This is a genomic window from Streptomyces sp. SudanB5_2050, assembly GCF_964272335.1.
Classification (GTDB): Bacteria; Actinomycetota; Actinomycetes; order Streptomycetales; family Streptomycetaceae; genus Streptomyces; species Streptomyces rochei.
Window position 1 is genome coordinate 5172884 of sequence record NZ_OZ186760.1, and the last position, 15275, is coordinate 5188158.

Genomic DNA, 15275 nt, shown 5'->3' on the forward strand with positions numbered 1-15275 from the left:
CCACCTGGTACGTACGCGTCGAGCGCGTCCGTACTGAAGACAACCGCTGGAGACGCCCGGTGAGTTCCCCAGATCCGCAGGTTCGCGCAGCGCGAAACCAGTCAACCAGTTCCCCCCGCCCCGGCGCGCGGGGACCCGTCGTCGCGGTCACCGGCGCCGCGTCCGGGATCGGCGCGCTGCTCACCGAGCGGCTGGCCGCGTCCGACGAGGTCAGACAGGTCGTGGCCATCGACGAACGGCGCGGGGAGTGCACGGCGGCACGGTGGCAGATCCTGGACGTGCGGGACCCGGCCATCGCCGAGAAACTGCGCGGTGCGGACGTGGTCGTGCACCTGGCGCTCGACCTCGACCTGGAGACCGACGCGGCGGCCCGGACCGCTTACAACGTCCGGGGGACGCAGACCGTCCTGACCGCCGCCGCGGCGGCCGGCGTGCACCGCGTCGTGCTCTGCACCTCCGCCATGGTCTACGGCGCCCTCCCGGACAACGAACTGCCCCTGTCCGAGGACGCCGAGCTGCGTGCCACGGCCGAGGCCACCGGCGTGGGCGACCTGCTGGAGATCGAGCGGCTGGCGCGGCGCGCGCCGCGCGCCCACCCCGGCCTCAACGTGACCGTGGTCCGGCCCGCCGTGCTGGTGGGCGGCGTGGACACCGCCCTGACCAGGTACTTCGAGTCGCCCCGGCTGCTCGTCGTGGCCGGGTCGCGGCCGGCCTGGCAGTTCTGCCACGTCGACGACCTGTGCAGCGCCCTCGAGTACGCCGTCCTGGAGAAGGCCGAAGGGGAACTCGCCGTCGGGTGCGACGGCTGGCTGGAGCAGGAGGAGGTCGAGGAGCTGAGCGGCATCCGCCGGATGGAGCTGCCCTCGGCGGTCGCGCTCGGCGCGGCGGCCCGCCTGCACCGCATCGGCCTGACCCCCTCCCCGGCCGGGGACCTGGCGTACACGATGTACCCCTGGGTGGTGAGCGGCAGCCGGCTGCACGACGCGGGATGGCGGCCGAAGTACACCAACGAGGAGGTCCTGGCGGAGCTGCTGGAGGAGGTCTCCGGGCGGCACACCGTCGCCGGGCGCCGCCTCGGGCGCAAGGACGCGACGGCCGCCGGAGCCGCCGGTGCGACCGTGGCGCTGCTGGGCGCGGCCGCGGTGGTGCGGCGGGCGCGGAAGGCCCGGCGCCGGATCTGACGGCACGGCCCCGCCGTCCCCGTCATCCGCCGCCTCCGCCGTCCCCGTCATCCGCCGTCCCCGTCATCCGCCGCCCCCGCTGTCCACCGTCCCTGCCTGCGTCCGTGGCCCGCGCCGTCCGTCCGGACCGGTGGCGCTGTAGGAGGCTCCAACGCGGTACGCCCCCGTGCCGGGCGATCACGCTATTCCGCGCCGCCGGGCCGTGGGGCACGATGGGCGCATGGCAACCACGAACGACCACCCCGGTGAGCTGGCCGCCCCCGACCCCGTCAGGCTGATCGGCATCCGGGAGACGCCCCTCTCCGTCGACGAGGTCTTCCGGGCCGTCGGCGACGACGCGGCCGGCGGCACCGCGCTCTTCGTGGGTACCGTGCGCAATCACGACGGGGGCACCGACGTCGACCGGCTCGGATACTCCTGTCACCCCAGCGCCGAGGCCGAGATGCGGCGGATCGCCGAGAAGGTCGCCGCGGAGTACCCCGTACGGGCGCTCGCGGCCGTCCACCGTGTGGGGGATCTGGAGGTGGGCGATCTCGCCGTGGTGGTCGCCGTGTCCTGCCCGCACCGGGGCGAGGCGTTCGACGCCTGCCGGAAGCTGATCGACGACCTGAAGCACGAGGTGCCGATCTGGAAGCACCAGACCTTCTCCGACGGCACCGAGGAGTGGGTGGGCGCCTGCTGAGAGGGGTGCCGAGGGAGCCGTCGTCCCCCCTTGCTCCGGTTGCGTAACCGGCCCCCCGGCGTGAGCGTTGTCACGACGGATGGTTAATCTGCTGATCAGTCAGTAGCGGACGCTCATGGGGTTGGGAGGTCGGCATGGCAGCGCTTGCCTGGTTGCTGATTCCGCTGGTGGCCGCTGTCGGCGCGGGGCTGTGGGGCAGTTGGGCCAACCGGACCCGCAAGATCCGCAGCGACGGCCCCGAACTGGACGGGTACGCCCGTTTCCGCGAGGCGATGGAGAGGCCCCGCACCGGCGCCTGAACGGACTGCCCTGACAGTGCTCCGACAGCCGCGTCCCGTACTGTCGTGCCATGCCACGCCGTACCGCAACGATGCTCGCGTCCACCCTGATGCTGATCGCGCTCCTGTGCGCGGGCGTGTTCATCCCCGTGCCGTACTCGGAGATGTCCCCGGGGCCGACGGTGAACACCCTCGGCGATCACGACGGCGAGCCGGTGCTGCAGATCGACGGGCACAAGACCTACGAGGCGAGCGGTCACCTGAACATGACCACCGTCCGGGTCACCAGCGCCGAGTACAAGATGAACCTCGTGGAGGCGGTCTACGGCTGGCTCGCCCACGACAACCGCGTGGTGCCGCACGAGACGCTCTACCCGGACGGCAAGACCGAGGAAGAGGCCACCCAGGAGAACGCCGAGGAGTTCAGCCAGTCCCAGGAGAGCGCCAAGGTCGCCGCGCTGAAGGCGCTCGACATCCCGGTGAAGTCCTGGGTCGTCGTCTCCACGGTGGTCAAGGACTCCCCGGCCGAGGGCCGGCTGCACGCCGGTGACGTGATCAAGGCCGTGGACGGCAGGACCGTCCGCAAGCCCTCCGACGTCGCCGAGCTGGTGACCGAGCACAAGCCCGGACAGGACGTCGTCTTCACGATCGTGCCCGCCGAGGAACAGGCCGCCGCGGAGAAGGAGGGGCGCACGCCCACCAAGACCGAGAAGGTCACGATCACCACGGCGACCTCCGACGACGCCGGGGAGGAACGCGCCGTCGTGGGCATCTCGGCGGGGACCGACCACACCTTCCCGTTCACCATCGACATCAAGCTCGCCGACGTCGGCGGCCCGAGCGCCGGTCTGATGTTCGCCCTCGGCATCTACGACAAGCTCACGCCGGGCGACCTCACCGGCGGCGCGTTCGTCGCCGGCACGGGGACGATCGACGACGCCGGCAAGGTCGGCCCGATCGGCGGCATCGGGATGAAGACCATCGGCGCGCGCGACAAGGGCGCCCAGTACTTCCTGACGCCCGAGGACAACTGCGCGGCCGCGGCCGAGGACACCCCCGACGGGCTCACCCTGGTCAAGGTGGACACCATCGACGACGCCCTCGGCGCGCTCGCGGACATCCGCTCCGGGAAGACCGCCGACCTGCCGACGTGCGCGAAGGGCTGACCGGCCGGGCAACCCGGCACGGCCCCCGGCCCTCCTCCTGAGCCCTACTCCTCGAAGGTCGCCGTCAGCGCCTCGGCCAGACCGGGCACCAGGTCGGAGCCGGTGAGGACCTCGGTGGTGGAGTCCTTCTCCCGCAGGCGCAGCGCGGAGTCGCGGGAACCGTCGCGCAGCACCGCGACCGTCATGCGGACCTCCTGGCGATCCGGGTGCTCCGCCACCCACTGCGCCAGCTTGGCCTCGTTCAGGCCCTGCGGCACCTGGGCCTCGGCGGACGGCGGCAGCATCAGACGCTCCACGACGAGCGCACAGCCGACCACCGCGTCCGGCCAGGCGATGGTGCCCAGGAACTCGTCGAGCGGCTGGTCCGTTGGAATCTCGTCCTGCTCGATCGGGGTCAGGCCGGAGCTCTCCGGCTCGTCCTGAAGACCGAGCCGGTCCGCGAGCGAGGGCTGATCGGCCCTCAGCCGCGCGGTGTCGACAAGTGCAAAGAGGCGTGCGGGCTGGTCCCAGCCGAGGCCCGATACGTATTCGTCGATCTCGAGGACGGCCCGGGTGAGGGGGCTCGCTGCCATGGGGGTGTTGGACATGGTCACAATCCTGCCTCGTTACTGGCCCGAATCGGGAACCGAGTAAACGATGAGTAAGTTGCATAAGTGTGGGCCCACGATCACGCGGGCGCACGGGGGGCCCACGAACCCGAGGGCCTGACGGATCAACAGCGAACTTCGAGGTGCGCACCTTGGCTTTCCAGATGCCGGACCGCGGCGGAGGCCCCCCGACGGGGCCGCGGATCAGAGTGGGCCGCCCGTCCCGGCGTGTCCGAACCCTGCTGATGACTCTTGGTGTCCTCGCCGTGCTCGGCATGGCGTTCACCATGTTCGCGGGTTTCTGGACGGACTGGCTCTGGTACCGGTCGGTCCACTACTCGTCGGTGTTCACGACGACCCTGTGGACCAAGATCGGGCTCTTCTTCGTCTTCGGACTGCTGATGGCGCTCGCCGTCGGGTTCAACATCTGGCTGGCCCACCGCCTGCGGCCGCCGCTGAGCGCGATGTCGATGGAGCAGCAGAACCTCGACCGGTACCGGATGGGCATCGCCCCGTACAAGAAGTGGCTGCTGCTCGGCATCACCGCCCTGGTCGGCCTCATCGCCGGCGCCTCCGCGTCCGGCCAGTGGCGGACCTGGCTGATGTGGGTCAACGGCGTCTCGTTCGGGCAGAAGGACCCCCAGTTCAAGCTGGACGTCGCCTTCTACGCCTTCGACCTGCCCTGGTACCGGTTCCTGCTCGGCTTCGGCTTCGCCGCCGTGATCATCTCCGTGATCGCCGCCGCGCTCACCCACTACCTCTACGGCGGGCTGCGCGTCACCAGCCCGGGCGCCCGTGCCACGGCCGCGGCCACCGGTCACCTCTCGGTGCTCCTCGGTGTCTTCGTCGCCCTCAAGGCGGTCGCCTACTGGCTCGACCGGTACGGACTGGCGGTGAAGTCCAGCGACTTCAAGGCCACCGACAGCTGGACCGGCCTGAGGTACGTCGACGCCAACGCCTACCTGCCGGCCAAGACGATCCTCTTCTGCATCGCCGTCATCTGCGCCCTGCTCTTCTTCGCCACCCTGTGGCGTCGCACCTGGCAGCTGCCGGTGATCGGCTTCGGCCTGATGGTGCTCTCCGCGATCCTCATCGGCGGCCTGTACCCGGCACTGGTCCAGAAGTTCCAGGTCCAGCCGAACGAGCAGGCCAAGGAGGCGCCGTACGTCGCGAAGAACCTGGCGGCGACCCGCGAGGCCTACGGCATCGAGGGCACCCAGGTCAGCGAGTACCCGGGCGTCAGCGAGACCAAGGACAAGACCAAGCTCCGTGACGACGCCGACGACGCGGCGTCCATCCGGATCATGGACCCGAACGTCATCTCGCCGACGTTCCAGCAGCTCCAGCAGATGCGTAACTACTACGCGTTCCCGACCAACCTGGACGTCGACCGCTACTCCAAGGACGGCAAGGACCAGGACACGGTCATCGGTCTGCGCGAGCTGAACCTGGCCGGCATCCCGAAGAAGAACTGGATCAACAACCACTTCCGCTACACCCACGGCTACGGCGTGGTCGCGGCCAAGGGCACCGAGGTGGACTCCGAGGGACGCCCGGTCTTCACCGAGTCGAACCTGCCGTCCGAGGGCGATCTCGGCACGTACGAGCAGCGGATCTACTACGGCGAGAAGACCACCACGTACTCGATCGTCGGCGGCCCCCAGAAGGAGATCGACTACTCCGACGACTCCGGGGAGAAGACGTTCAGCTACACGGGTGACGGCGGGGTGGACCTGTCCAACCCGATCAACCGCGCGGCGTACGCGGCGGCGTTCAGCGAGCCGCAGATCCTCTACTCCGGCGCGATCGGTGAAGGGTCGAAGATCCTCTACAACCGCACGCCCAAGGAGCGCGTCGAGGCGGTCGCCCCGTGGCTGACCATCGACGGCGACGCGTACCCGGCGGTGGTGGACGGCCGTATCCAGTGGATCGTCGACGCGTACACGACGACGAACGGCTACCCGTACGCCTCGCGCACGACGCTCGGCGACACCACGGCCGACTCGCTGACCGCGGCCAACGACCAGCGGGCGGTGGTGGCCCAGCAGAACCAGGTCAACTACATCCGCAACTCCGTGAAGGCGACCGTCGACGCGTACAGCGGTGACGTCAAGCTCTACCAGTGGGACACCGAGGACCCGGTCCTGAAGACCTGGATGAAGGCGTTCCCGAACACGGTGCAGGACAAGGACGAGATCTCCGACGAGCTGATGGCGCATCTGCGCTATCCGCAGGATCTGTTCAAGGTCCAGCGCGAGCTGCTCACCCGCTACCACGTGAAGGACGCCAACACGTTCCTCAGCGGCAGCGAGGTGTGGCAGGTGCCGGACGACCCGACCAACAAGTCGGGCGACGCGGTGCCGCCGTACTACCTGAGCATGAAGATGCCCGACCAGGACCAGCAGGCGTTCTCGCTGACGACGACGTTCACGCCCAACGGACGCGACAACCTCAGCGCGTTCATGGCGGTCGACGCCGAGGCGGGGACGGAGGGCTACGGCAAGATCAGAATCCTGAAACTGCCGACCAGCACCACCGTCAACGGCCCCAAACAGGTCCAGAGCCAGTTCAACTCCGAACAGGACATCGCCGAGTCCATCAGGCTGCTGAGAGGCGGCGACTCGGAGGTCGAGTACGGCAACCTGCTGACGGTGCCGCTGGACGGCGGACTGCTCTACGTGGAACCGGTCTACGTGCGCGGTGGCGACCTCAAGTACCCGCTGCTGCGCAAGGTGCTGGTGAGCTACGGCGGCAACACGGCCTTCGAGAACACGCTCGACGAAGCCCTCAACAAGGTCTTCGGCGCGCAGGCGGCCGACACCGATCCGCCGGCGGACGAGGGCGAGGGCACCACCGACCCGCCGCCGACGTCCACCAACCCGACGGTCCGGGAAGCGCTGAGCGACGCGCAGGACGCCTTCGACGCCGGCCAGAAGGCGCTGGAGCAGAAGGACCTCGCCGCGTACGCGAAGGCACAGGAGGACCTCGAGGAGGCCCTGAAGCGGGCCGAGGCCGCCCAGGCCAAGGCCGATCAGGACGCCGGCGGCAAGAACGGCGACGACAAGGGCGGTGACAAGGCAGGGGGCGGCGAGTCCACACCGAGCGCGACTCCCAGCGGCGATACCGGCGGCGGAGGCTCGGACAGCGGCTGACCGCATGCTCCGAGCAGCCGTCAGAGCTGGTCAGAGGCCATCCCGCGCCGTGATACGGTAGTGAACACAACGGCGCGGGGTGGAGCAGCTCGGTAGCTCGCTGGGCTCATAACCCAGAGGTCGCAGGTTCAAATCCTGTCCCCGCTACTGAAGTTCGTGAGCTTTGTGCGAACGACCACGAAGGCCCGGATTCCCAAGGAATCCGGGCCTTCGTGATGTGCGAACGCATGTGCCGGTGGGGCCGACGGCCGCGCCGCCAGGGGTAGTTGGGCCGATCTGTGTTTGACTTGTCTCCCTGTGGGCATGTCGACAAAACGCTGAAGTGACCTCACTGGCTGCGGTATACCGGATGTACCCAGGTTGCAGGTGGTGCGACGATGGACGTTATGGGGGACATGGCAAATCTGTTCGAGACAGGGCGTTTTGCGCAGCCGTCCGATCAGGATGAGGCCGCGGACGAGGCTCAGGAAGCCGCCGACGAGGCCGCCGAGGAGGTGCGCAGGCGACTGGCCGCGGAGGCCGGTGACGTCGAGGCGATGAGCGTTCTCGGCGCCATGCTGCTGCGCCGCGGCGATTTCGACGGAGCCGAGTCCCACCTGCGTGCCGCCACCGCCGCCGGCGACCGGGCCGCGGCCAACAACCTGGGTGTCCTGCTGCACCAGCGCGGCTACGCCGACGAGGCCGCGGGCTGGTGGCGGATCGCCGCCGTCGCCGGGTCCGCGCCGGCCGCGCACGCGCTCGGGCGGCACTTCCGTGAGCGCGGGGACGAGCCCGCCGCCGAGTACTGGCTGCGCCAGGCCGCCGAGCAGGGCCATGTGCTCGGCGCCTACGCACTCGCCGACCTGCTGGAACACCGTGGCGACGAGGCGGGCGCCCGGCGCTGGATGCGGGCCGCCGCCGAACGCGGGCACCGGGAGGCCGCGTACCGGCTGGCCAGGACGCTGGACCGGAACGCCGGCCACAGGCGCGACGGACGCGACGAAGGCGACACGGAGGCGGCCGACGAGGCCGAGCAGTGGTACCGCCAGGCCGCCGCGCGCGGCCACCGGCGAGCCGCGCTGCACCTCGGGACGATCCTGGAGAAGCGGGGCGAGCTGAAGGAGGCCGGCCGCTGGTACCTCACCTCCGCCAAGGACGGCGAGGCCCGTGCCGCCTGCGCGCTCGGCTTCCTGCTGCGGGACGCCGGTGACACCGAGAGCGCCGCCGTGTGGTGGCTGCGGGCCGCCCAGGACGGCGACGGCAACGCCGCCAACGCCCTGGGGGCCCTGCACGCCGAGCGCGGCGAGACCCAGACCGCCGAGCGCTGGTACCGCGCCGCGATGGACGCCGGCGACGACAACGGGGCGTACAACCTCGGGCTGCTCTGCGCCGACCAGGGCCGCACCACCCAGGCCGAGCAGTGGTACCGGCGGGCCGCCTACGCGGGTCACCGGGAGGCGTCCAACGCGCTCGCGATCCTGCTGCTGCGGAGCGGGGACGAGACCGGGGCCGAACCCTGGTTCTCCAAGGCCGCCGAGGCGGGCAGCGTCGACGCGGCCTTCAACCTCGGCATCCTGCACGCCGGGCGCGGCGAGGAGCGGGCGGCGCTGCGCTGGTACGAGCGGGCCGCCTCCGCCGGGCACACGGAAGCGGCGCTCCAGGTGGGGATGGCGCGCCTGCGCGACGGCGACGAGCGCGAGGCCGAACGGTTCCTGCGGTGCGCGGCGGGCGGGGGCAGTGCCGAGGCCGCCTACCGGCTGGCGACGGTCCTCGACGCGCGGCGGCCGCCGGCGCCCGAGCACGAACTGGGCGAACCGGCGCACGAGAAGTCCGAGTGCGAGGAGTGGTACGAGCGGGCGGCCTCGCAGGGGCACCGGCGGGCCCAGGTGCGGGTCGGGATGATGGCCGCGGCGCGGGGCGACGTGGTGGAGGCGGCGCGGTGGTACCGGGAGGCGGCCGAGGCCGGGTCGCGCAACGGTGCCTTCAATCTGGGGCTCCTGCTGGCCCGGGAGGGGAGCGAGCCGGAGGCGGTCGTGTGGTGGCGGCGGGCCGCCGACGCCGGGCACGGCCGGGCGGCGCTGCGGCTGGCGCTGGTCTGTGCGCGACGGGGCGAGCTGGCGGAGGGGCAGCGGTGGGCGGACCTCGCGGTCTCGCTGGGGCCGCGTGAAGTGGGGGAGCGGGCGGCTCGGTTGCGGGACGCGCTGCGGCAGGAGTTGTCGGCGTGACGCCGCGCGGGAGCCGGGCGCGGCCTGGCTGTGCTGGTGCCGGGGCCGACCGGGCGCCCACGGCTGAGCGGTGCGACTGTCGCGATTTGCTTCTGGTCGTGGGGTTGACGTAATGTTGCGTTCATCGCCGCGGGGTGGAGCAGCTCGGTAGCTCGCTGGGCTCATAACCCAGAGGTCGCAGGTTCAAATCCTGTCCCCGCTACTGATGGTCGAGGGCCGGAATCCGAAAGGGTTCCGGCCCTCGGCGCGTTCGCCCCCCCGACGGGCCGCCGAAGTCGTTGAAGCCACGGAAAAGCCCCGGCACCCAAGGGGGCCGGGGCTTCGCGCGGGTGTGGCGGGTCTTACGCCGCCGCGCAGTTGGGGCAGGTGCCGCGGTAGGTGACCTCGACGTCGGAGACGGTGAAGCCGAAGCGCTCCGAGTCCGGGAGGTCGGCCAGGGGATTGCCCGTCGGGTGGACGTCACGGATCGCGCCGCACTGGGCGCAGACCAGGTGGTGGTGCGGCCGGTGCGCGTTCGGGTCGTAGCGCTTGGCGCGCTTGTCCGTCGCGACCTCCAGCACCTCACCGAGCGTGACCAGCTCGCCCAGGGTGTTGTAGACGGTCGCCCGGGAGATCTCGGGGAGCTTGTCCACCGCGCGGGCGTGCACCTCGTCGGCCGTCAGGTGGACGTGTTCGCCGTCGAGGACCTCGGCCACCACGCGTCGCTGCGCGGTCATGCGCCATCCACGTCCACGCAGCCGTTCCAGTAGGTCACTCATACGCACCAGCCTAACAGCAAGGGGGACCAGGTCCCGAACGTGTGTGACTTTGGAGCTTTACTTGACTTAGACAATGTCCATTGTAGGATCGGTAACGGCATTAGCCAAGGGACAGGTTTTGCAGGATTGGCGCAGGAGGCGTACGTGACTCAGGGACCGCTTACGACGGAGGCCGGTGCTCCGGTAGCCGACAACCAGAACAGCGAGACCGCGGGCGTCGGCGGCCCCGTGCTCGTCCAGGACCAGCTCCTCCTGGAGAAGCTGGCCCACTTCAACCGTGAGCGCATCCCGGAGCGCGTCGTGCACGCCCGCGGTGCCGGCGCCTACGGCACCTTCACGGTCACCGCCGATGTCACCAAGTACACCCGGGCGAAGTTCCTGTCCGAGGTCGGCAAGGAGACGGAGACCTTCCTTCGCTTCTCGACCGTGGCCGGCAACCTGGGTGCGGCGGACGCCGTCCGCGACCCGCGCGGCTTCGCGCTGAAGTTCTACACCGAAGAGGGCAACTACGACCTCGTCGGCAACAACACCCCGGTGTTCTTCATCAAGGACGCCATCAAGTTCCCCGACTTCATCCACACCCAGAAGCGCGACCCGTACACGGGTTCGACGGAGATGGACAACGTCTGGGACTTCTGGAGCCTGTCGCCCGAGTCGACCCACCAGGTGACCTGGCTGTTCGGCGACCGCGGCATCCCGGCGTCGTACCGCCACATGGACGGCTTCGGTTCGCACACCTACCAGTGGAACAACGAGGCGGGCGAGGCCTTCTGGGTCAAGTACCACTTCAAGACGGACCAGGGCATCAAGTGCCTCACCCAGGCCGAGGCCGACAAGCTCGCCGGTGAGGACCCCGACTCGCACCAGCGCGACCTGCGCGAGGCCATCGAGCGCGGTGACTACCCGTCCTGGACCGTCGGCGTGCAGATCATGCCCGTCGCCGAGGCCGCGACCTACCGCTTCAACCCGTTCGACCTGACCAAGGTGTGGCCGCACGCGGACTACCCGATCGTCTGGTTCGGCAAGCTGGAGCTCAACCGCAACCCGGAGAACATCTTCGCCGAGGTCGAGCAGTCGATCTTCTCCCCGGCGCACTTCGTGCCCGGCATCGGCCCGTCCCCGGACAAGATGCTCCAGGGCCGTCTCTTCGCCTACGGCGACGCCCACCGCTACCGCGTCGGCATCAACGCCGACCACCTGCCGGTGAACCGTCCGCACGCCACCGAGGCGCGCACCAACTCCCGTGACGGCTACCTCTACGACGGCCGCCACAAGGGTGCGAAGAACTACGAGCCGAACAGCTTCGGCGGCCCGTTCCAGACGGACCGCGCGCTGTGGCAGCCGGTCGCGGTCTCCGGTGTCACCGGTGAGACCGAGGCCCCGTCGCACGCCGAGGACAACGACTTCGTCCAGGCGGGCAACCTCTACCGGCTGATGACGGACGAGGAGAAGGGCCGCCTGATCGACAACCTGGCGGGCGCCATCTCCAAGGTCTCGCGCGAGGACATCATCGAGCGCGCGATCAACAACTTCCGTCAGGCCGACGGTGACTTCGGCAAGCGGCTGGAGGCCGCGGTCCAGGCCCTGCGCGGCTGACACATCCAGCACTGGACCGCTTGTCGTGGCGGCGGGCCGGATCCCCGGGAACGGGGGTCCGGCCCGTTTCGCGTTCCCGGGCCGGGTGCCGGGCTCAGGCGGGTACTTGTTGCGCCCTCTCCCGGGCCGGGGCCCAGCAGCGGATGATGTCGCGGACCGAGACGATGCCGGCCGGCTCGCCGCGGTCCAGCACGATCAGGTGGCGGAAGCCGCCGTGCGCCATCGCCCGGGCGGCCTCCTCCACGGTCCAGGACGGCGCGGCGAACACGACGTCGGTGGTGGTGTGGGCGTGGGCGCGCTCGGTGTCCGGGTCCTGGCCGAGGCCCACGGAGATCAGGACGTCGCGTTCGGTGAGGATGCCGATGCCGCCGGCGTCGGGGTCGTGGACCACCGCCGCGCCGACGCGGCGCGCGGACATCAGGGCGGCGGCCTGGCGGAGGGTGTGGGCCGGGCCGATGGTGAGGACGACCGTGCTCATGGCTTCGCGGACGAGCATGGGTGGAGCCACCTCCTGCCGGTGATCCATGAGTTAGTTCATGGATTCACAAGTTCACAAGTGGGGGGACTCTCAGAGTGGCAGGTAAAGGGCGGGTCAACAAGGGGGCGGTCGGGGGGCGTCGAGGGGGCTCAGTAGCGCTGGTTCAGGTACCCGAGCAGCTCGTCGTGGAGCCGGCCGTTCGACGCGGCGGCGTTGCCGCTGTGCGGGCCGGGGCGGCCGTCGAGGCCGGTGAAGGTGCCGCCCGCCTCCGTGACGATGATCGCGTTCGCGGCCATGTCCCAGAGGGAGAGCTCCGGCTCGGCGCAGATGTCGACCGACCCTTCGGCGACCATCATGTACGGCCAGAAGTCGCCGTACGCCCGGGTGCGCCAGACCTCGCGGGTCAGGTCCAGGAAGCCGTCCAGCCGGCCCTGCTCCTCCCAGCCGCTGAGCGAGGAGTACGCGAAGGAGGCGTCGGAGAGCGTGGAGACCTGGGAGACCTGGAGCCGGGAGGCCGAGGTGAGGCTGCGGCCGGTGAACGCGCCGTGGTCCTTCACCGCCCACCAGCGGCGGCCCAGGGCGGGGGCCGAGACGAGACCGACGACGGGCTGGTAACCGCCCTCCCCGGCCTCCATCAGGGCGATGAGGGTGGCCCAGACCGGGACGCCGCGGACGTAGTTCTTGGTGCCGTCGATCGGGTCGACGATCCAGCGGCGGGGGCCGGTGCCCTCCGTGCCGTACTCCTCGCCGAGGACGGCGTCGCGGGGGCGGGCGCGGGCGAGGTGACCGCGGATCAGCTCCTCGGCGGCCTTGTCCGCTTCACTCACCGGGGTCATGTCCGGCTTGGTCTCGACCTTGAGGTCGAGGGCCTTGAAGCGGTCCATCGTCGCGGCGTCGGCGGCGTCCGCGAGGACGTGGGCGAGGCGGAGGTCGTCGAGGTAGTCGGCCATGCGGGTCACGCTATCCGGAGCGGGCCGGACGGGGCCACCAGGGGCTCGGTGGGGCGTGGCGGGCGCGAGGTTGTCCGGCCGAGGGCCGTGCGAGGGCCCTTGACAGGGTCCCCGTACCCGTCAAATCTGGGCAACGAGTCGCTCGGCCCGAGGAGGCGATGATGCCTGCAGCCCGGGAATCCCTGCTCGACGCCGCCTGTACGGCGTTGGCGCGCCGGCCCTGGTCGGCCGTGCGGATGGTGGACGTGGCGGCGGCGGCCGGGGTGTCCCGGCAGACGCTCTACAACGAGTTCGGGAGCAAGGACGGCCTCGCCCGGGCGCTCGTGCGCAGGGAGGCGGACGGGTATCTGGCCGGCGTGGCGCGTGCGCTCGGCGACGCCCCCGGCGCCCCTCGGGAACGCCTCACCGCGACCGCCGAGTGGACCGTCTCCGCCGCCCGCGACAACGCCCTGGTCCGGGCGATGCTCACCGGCTGCTGGAGCGAGCGCCTGCCCGCGCCGCCCCTCACGGCGGTGGCCTCCTCCTCCCCGGTCCCCGCCCAACGCAGGGCCGACGGTCCGCTGCCCTCACCCGGCGACTTCGTCGCCCTGGTCCGCGACCGTGCCGTCGCCGCCCTGGAGGGCGACGCGTCACCGGACGCCGGGGAGCTGGCCCGCTCCTGCGAACTGGCCGTGCGCCTGGCCCTGTCCTGCGTCACGGCCCCGCCCGGCGAGGGCGGGGTGGCGGAACTCGTGCGCACCGTCCTGCCGCGCCGGACGGCGACCTGACGGGAGGTCAGTGCGCCGAGCCCGACAGCTGCAGCCCGATCACGCCGATGATGACCAGGCTGATCGAGACGATCTTCAGGGTGGAGACCAGGTCGCCGAGGAAGACCATGCCGTAGATGGCGGTGCCCGCCGCGCCGATTCCGGTCCACACCGCGTACGCCGGGCCCACGTCGAGCTTCTTCAGCGACATGGTCAGCAGGCCGAAACTGCCCAGCGCGAACACGCAGAAGGCGATCGTGGGCCACAGCCGGGTGAAGCCGTGCGACAGCTTCAGGCAGACGGCGAATCCGGTCTCGAGCACCCCGGCCACTATGACCAGCAGCCACGCCATGGCATGTCCTCCCGTTGTCCCCGTCGTACCGTGACCGCTGTGTCCGGCTTTGCTCAGGCTTGGATCCGGCTTGGTGCGATTATGCACTTACCGGCCGCACGGCACGGCAAACAACGCGGAGGTCAGTCGCCTTCCGTGCGCTCGCGTGTGGAGAGCAGCCGGCGCAGCGAGTACAGCCGTGCCGGGTCCGCGTGCCCCTCGGCGACCCAGGCGTCCAGCGCGCAGTCGGGCTCGTCGTGGCTGCACGCGCGCGGGCAGCCCTCGGTGCCCGGCTCCAGGTCGGGGAAGGCGTGGATCACGCGGGACGGGTCGATGTGGGCCAGACCGAAGGAGCGTACGCCGGGGGTGTCGACGACCCAGCCGCCGGTCTCGGACGACAGCGGCAGGGCCAGGGCCGACGTCGTCGTGTGCCGTCCGCGCCCGGTCACCGCGTTGACGTGGCCGGTGGTGCGTCGCCGGTCCTCCGGCACCAGCGCGTTGACCAGCGTGGTCTTGCCGACGCCCGAGTGGCCGACGAAGGCGGTGACCTTGCCGTCGAGGTGTTCGCGTACGCGGTCGGCCGCGTCCCCGTTCTCCAGCTCCTCGCGGCTGGTGACCACGTACGGGATGTCCAACGCGCCGTACAGCTCCAGCAGTTCGTCGGGCGGGGCGAGGTCCGACTTGGTCATCACCAGCAGCGGAGTGAGCCCGCCGTCGAACGCCGCGACCAGGCAGCGGTCGATGAGGCGGGGGCGCGGCTCCGGGTCGGCGAGGGCGGTGACGATGGCGAGCTGGTCGGCGTTGGCGACCACGACCCGCTCGTAGGGGTCGTCGTCGTCGGCCGTGCGGCGCAGGACGGAGGTGCGTTCCTCGATGCGGACGATGCGCGCGAGCGTGTCCTTCTTGCCGGACAGGTCGCCGACCAGCGCCACCCGGTCGCCGACGATCGCGGCCTTGCGGCCCAGTTCGCGGGCCTTCATCGCCATGACGATCCGGTCCTCGACGAGGCAGGTCAGCCGGCCCCGGTCCACGGTCAGGACCATGCCCTCGGCGGCGTCCTCGTGCTTGGGCCGGGTGTGGGTGCGCGGCCGGTTGCCCTTGCGGTTGGGCCGGGAGCGGATGTCGTCCTCGTCGGTGTGCTTGCCGTAGCGGCGCATGGCGATCCG

14 protein-coding genes and 2 tRNA genes are annotated in these 15275 nt (G+C 70.8%); 10 read left to right on the plus strand and 6 right to left on the minus strand.

What is annotated here, in order from left to right; translation table 11 throughout:
• Positions 1–59 precede the first annotated feature (59 nt).
• The 4 genes from ACFZP7_RS23185 (at position 60) to ACFZP7_RS23200 (ending at position 3307) form a co-directional block, all read left to right on the plus strand.
• The gene (locus ACFZP7_RS23185; protein ID WP_019326990.1) at positions 60–1181 is read left to right on the plus strand and encodes an SDR family oxidoreductase; all 1122 of its coding nucleotides are present in this window, start codon (positions 60–62) and stop codon (positions 1179–1181) included.
• Between the two features lie 220 nt (positions 1182–1401).
• The gene (locus ACFZP7_RS23190; protein WP_019326989.1) at positions 1402–1863 is read left to right on the plus strand and encodes a molybdenum cofactor biosynthesis protein MoaE; all 462 of its coding nucleotides are present in this window, start codon (positions 1402–1404) and stop codon (positions 1861–1863) included.
• A gap of 134 nt (positions 1864–1997) precedes the next feature.
• Positions 1998–2162 carry a hypothetical protein gene (locus tag ACFZP7_RS23195; protein ID WP_019326988.1) on the plus strand — a complete coding sequence of 55 codons (165 nt, stop codon included), beginning with the start codon at positions 1998–2000 and terminating at the stop codon, positions 2160–2162.
• A 50-nt stretch (positions 2163–2212) separates the two neighbouring features.
• Complete coding sequence (locus ACFZP7_RS23200) at positions 2213–3307, plus strand: PDZ domain-containing protein (RefSeq protein ID WP_385635512.1); 1095 nt, start codon at positions 2213–2215, stop codon at positions 3305–3307.
• Between the two features lie 44 nt (positions 3308–3351).
• Here the strand turns inward: ACFZP7_RS23200 and ACFZP7_RS23205 are convergent, their stop codons facing one another.
• The gene (locus ACFZP7_RS23205; RefSeq protein ID WP_019326986.1) at positions 3352–3894 is read right to left on the minus strand and encodes a PPA1309 family protein; all 543 of its coding nucleotides are present in this window, start codon (positions 3892–3894) and stop codon (positions 3352–3354) included.
• 164 nt (positions 3895–4058) lie between these two features.
• Here ACFZP7_RS23205 and ACFZP7_RS23210 point away from each other — a divergent pair, with 164 nt between their 5' ends.
• From ACFZP7_RS23210 to ACFZP7_RS23225, 4 genes are all read left to right on the plus strand, one after another.
• Positions 4059–7046, plus strand: a complete 2988-nt coding sequence (locus tag ACFZP7_RS23210) for a UPF0182 family protein (protein ID WP_164289109.1) — start codon at positions 4059–4061, stop codon at positions 7044–7046.
• A 73-nt stretch (positions 7047–7119) separates the two neighbouring features.
• Positions 7120–7193, plus strand: a tRNA-Met gene (locus ACFZP7_RS23215).
• Between the two features lie 239 nt (positions 7194–7432).
• On the plus strand, positions 7433–9250 hold the full coding sequence (locus ACFZP7_RS23220) for a tetratricopeptide repeat protein (protein WP_046251330.1): 1818 nt from the start codon (positions 7433–7435) through the stop codon (positions 9248–9250).
• Positions 9251–9378: 128 nt separating this feature from the next.
• Positions 9379–9452 (plus strand) — tRNA-Met (locus ACFZP7_RS23225).
• Between the two features lie 139 nt (positions 9453–9591).
• Here the strand turns inward: ACFZP7_RS23225 and ACFZP7_RS23230 are convergent.
• Positions 9592–10008 carry a Fur family transcriptional regulator gene (locus tag ACFZP7_RS23230; protein WP_029393677.1) on the minus strand — a complete coding sequence of 139 codons (417 nt, stop codon included), beginning with the start codon at positions 10006–10008 and terminating at the stop codon, positions 9592–9594.
• Positions 10009–10152: 144 nt separating this feature from the next.
• On the opposite strand from ACFZP7_RS23230, the gene ACFZP7_RS23235 reads away from it, so the two are divergent.
• A complete protein-coding gene (locus ACFZP7_RS23235) occupies positions 10153–11604 on the plus strand; it encodes a catalase (RefSeq protein WP_019326982.1) in 1452 nt (483 codons plus the stop codon).
• A gap of 94 nt (positions 11605–11698) precedes the next feature.
• On the opposite strand, the gene ACFZP7_RS23240 is transcribed toward ACFZP7_RS23235, so the two are convergent.
• Together ACFZP7_RS23240 and hisN are read right to left on the minus strand one after the other, a co-directional pair.
• Positions 11699–12100, minus strand: a complete 402-nt coding sequence (locus ACFZP7_RS23240) for a cyclic nucleotide-binding/CBS domain-containing protein (protein ID WP_019326981.1) — start codon at positions 12098–12100, stop codon at positions 11699–11701.
• 131 nt (positions 12101–12231) lie between these two features.
• The gene (gene hisN, locus ACFZP7_RS23245; protein ID WP_019326980.1) at positions 12232–13032 is read right to left on the minus strand and encodes a histidinol-phosphatase; all 801 of its coding nucleotides are present in this window, start codon (positions 13030–13032) and stop codon (positions 12232–12234) included.
• Between the two features lie 158 nt (positions 13033–13190).
• Here hisN and ACFZP7_RS23250 point away from each other — a divergent pair, with 158 nt between their 5' ends.
• On the plus strand, positions 13191–13799 hold the full coding sequence (locus tag ACFZP7_RS23250; RefSeq protein WP_175461261.1) for a TetR/AcrR family transcriptional regulator: 609 nt from the start codon (positions 13191–13193) through the stop codon (positions 13797–13799).
• Between the two features lie 7 nt (positions 13800–13806).
• Here ACFZP7_RS23250 and ACFZP7_RS23255 read toward each other — a convergent pair whose 3' ends face one another.
• The gene (locus ACFZP7_RS23255; protein ID WP_019326978.1) at positions 13807–14130 is read right to left on the minus strand and encodes a multidrug efflux SMR transporter; all 324 of its coding nucleotides are present in this window, start codon (positions 14128–14130) and stop codon (positions 13807–13809) included.
• A gap of 122 nt (positions 14131–14252) precedes the next feature.
• Positions 14253–15266, minus strand: a complete 1014-nt coding sequence (rsgA, locus tag ACFZP7_RS23260; protein ID WP_019326977.1) for a ribosome small subunit-dependent GTPase A — start codon at positions 15264–15266, stop codon at positions 14253–14255.
• Between the last annotated feature and the right edge of the window lie 9 nt (positions 15267–15275).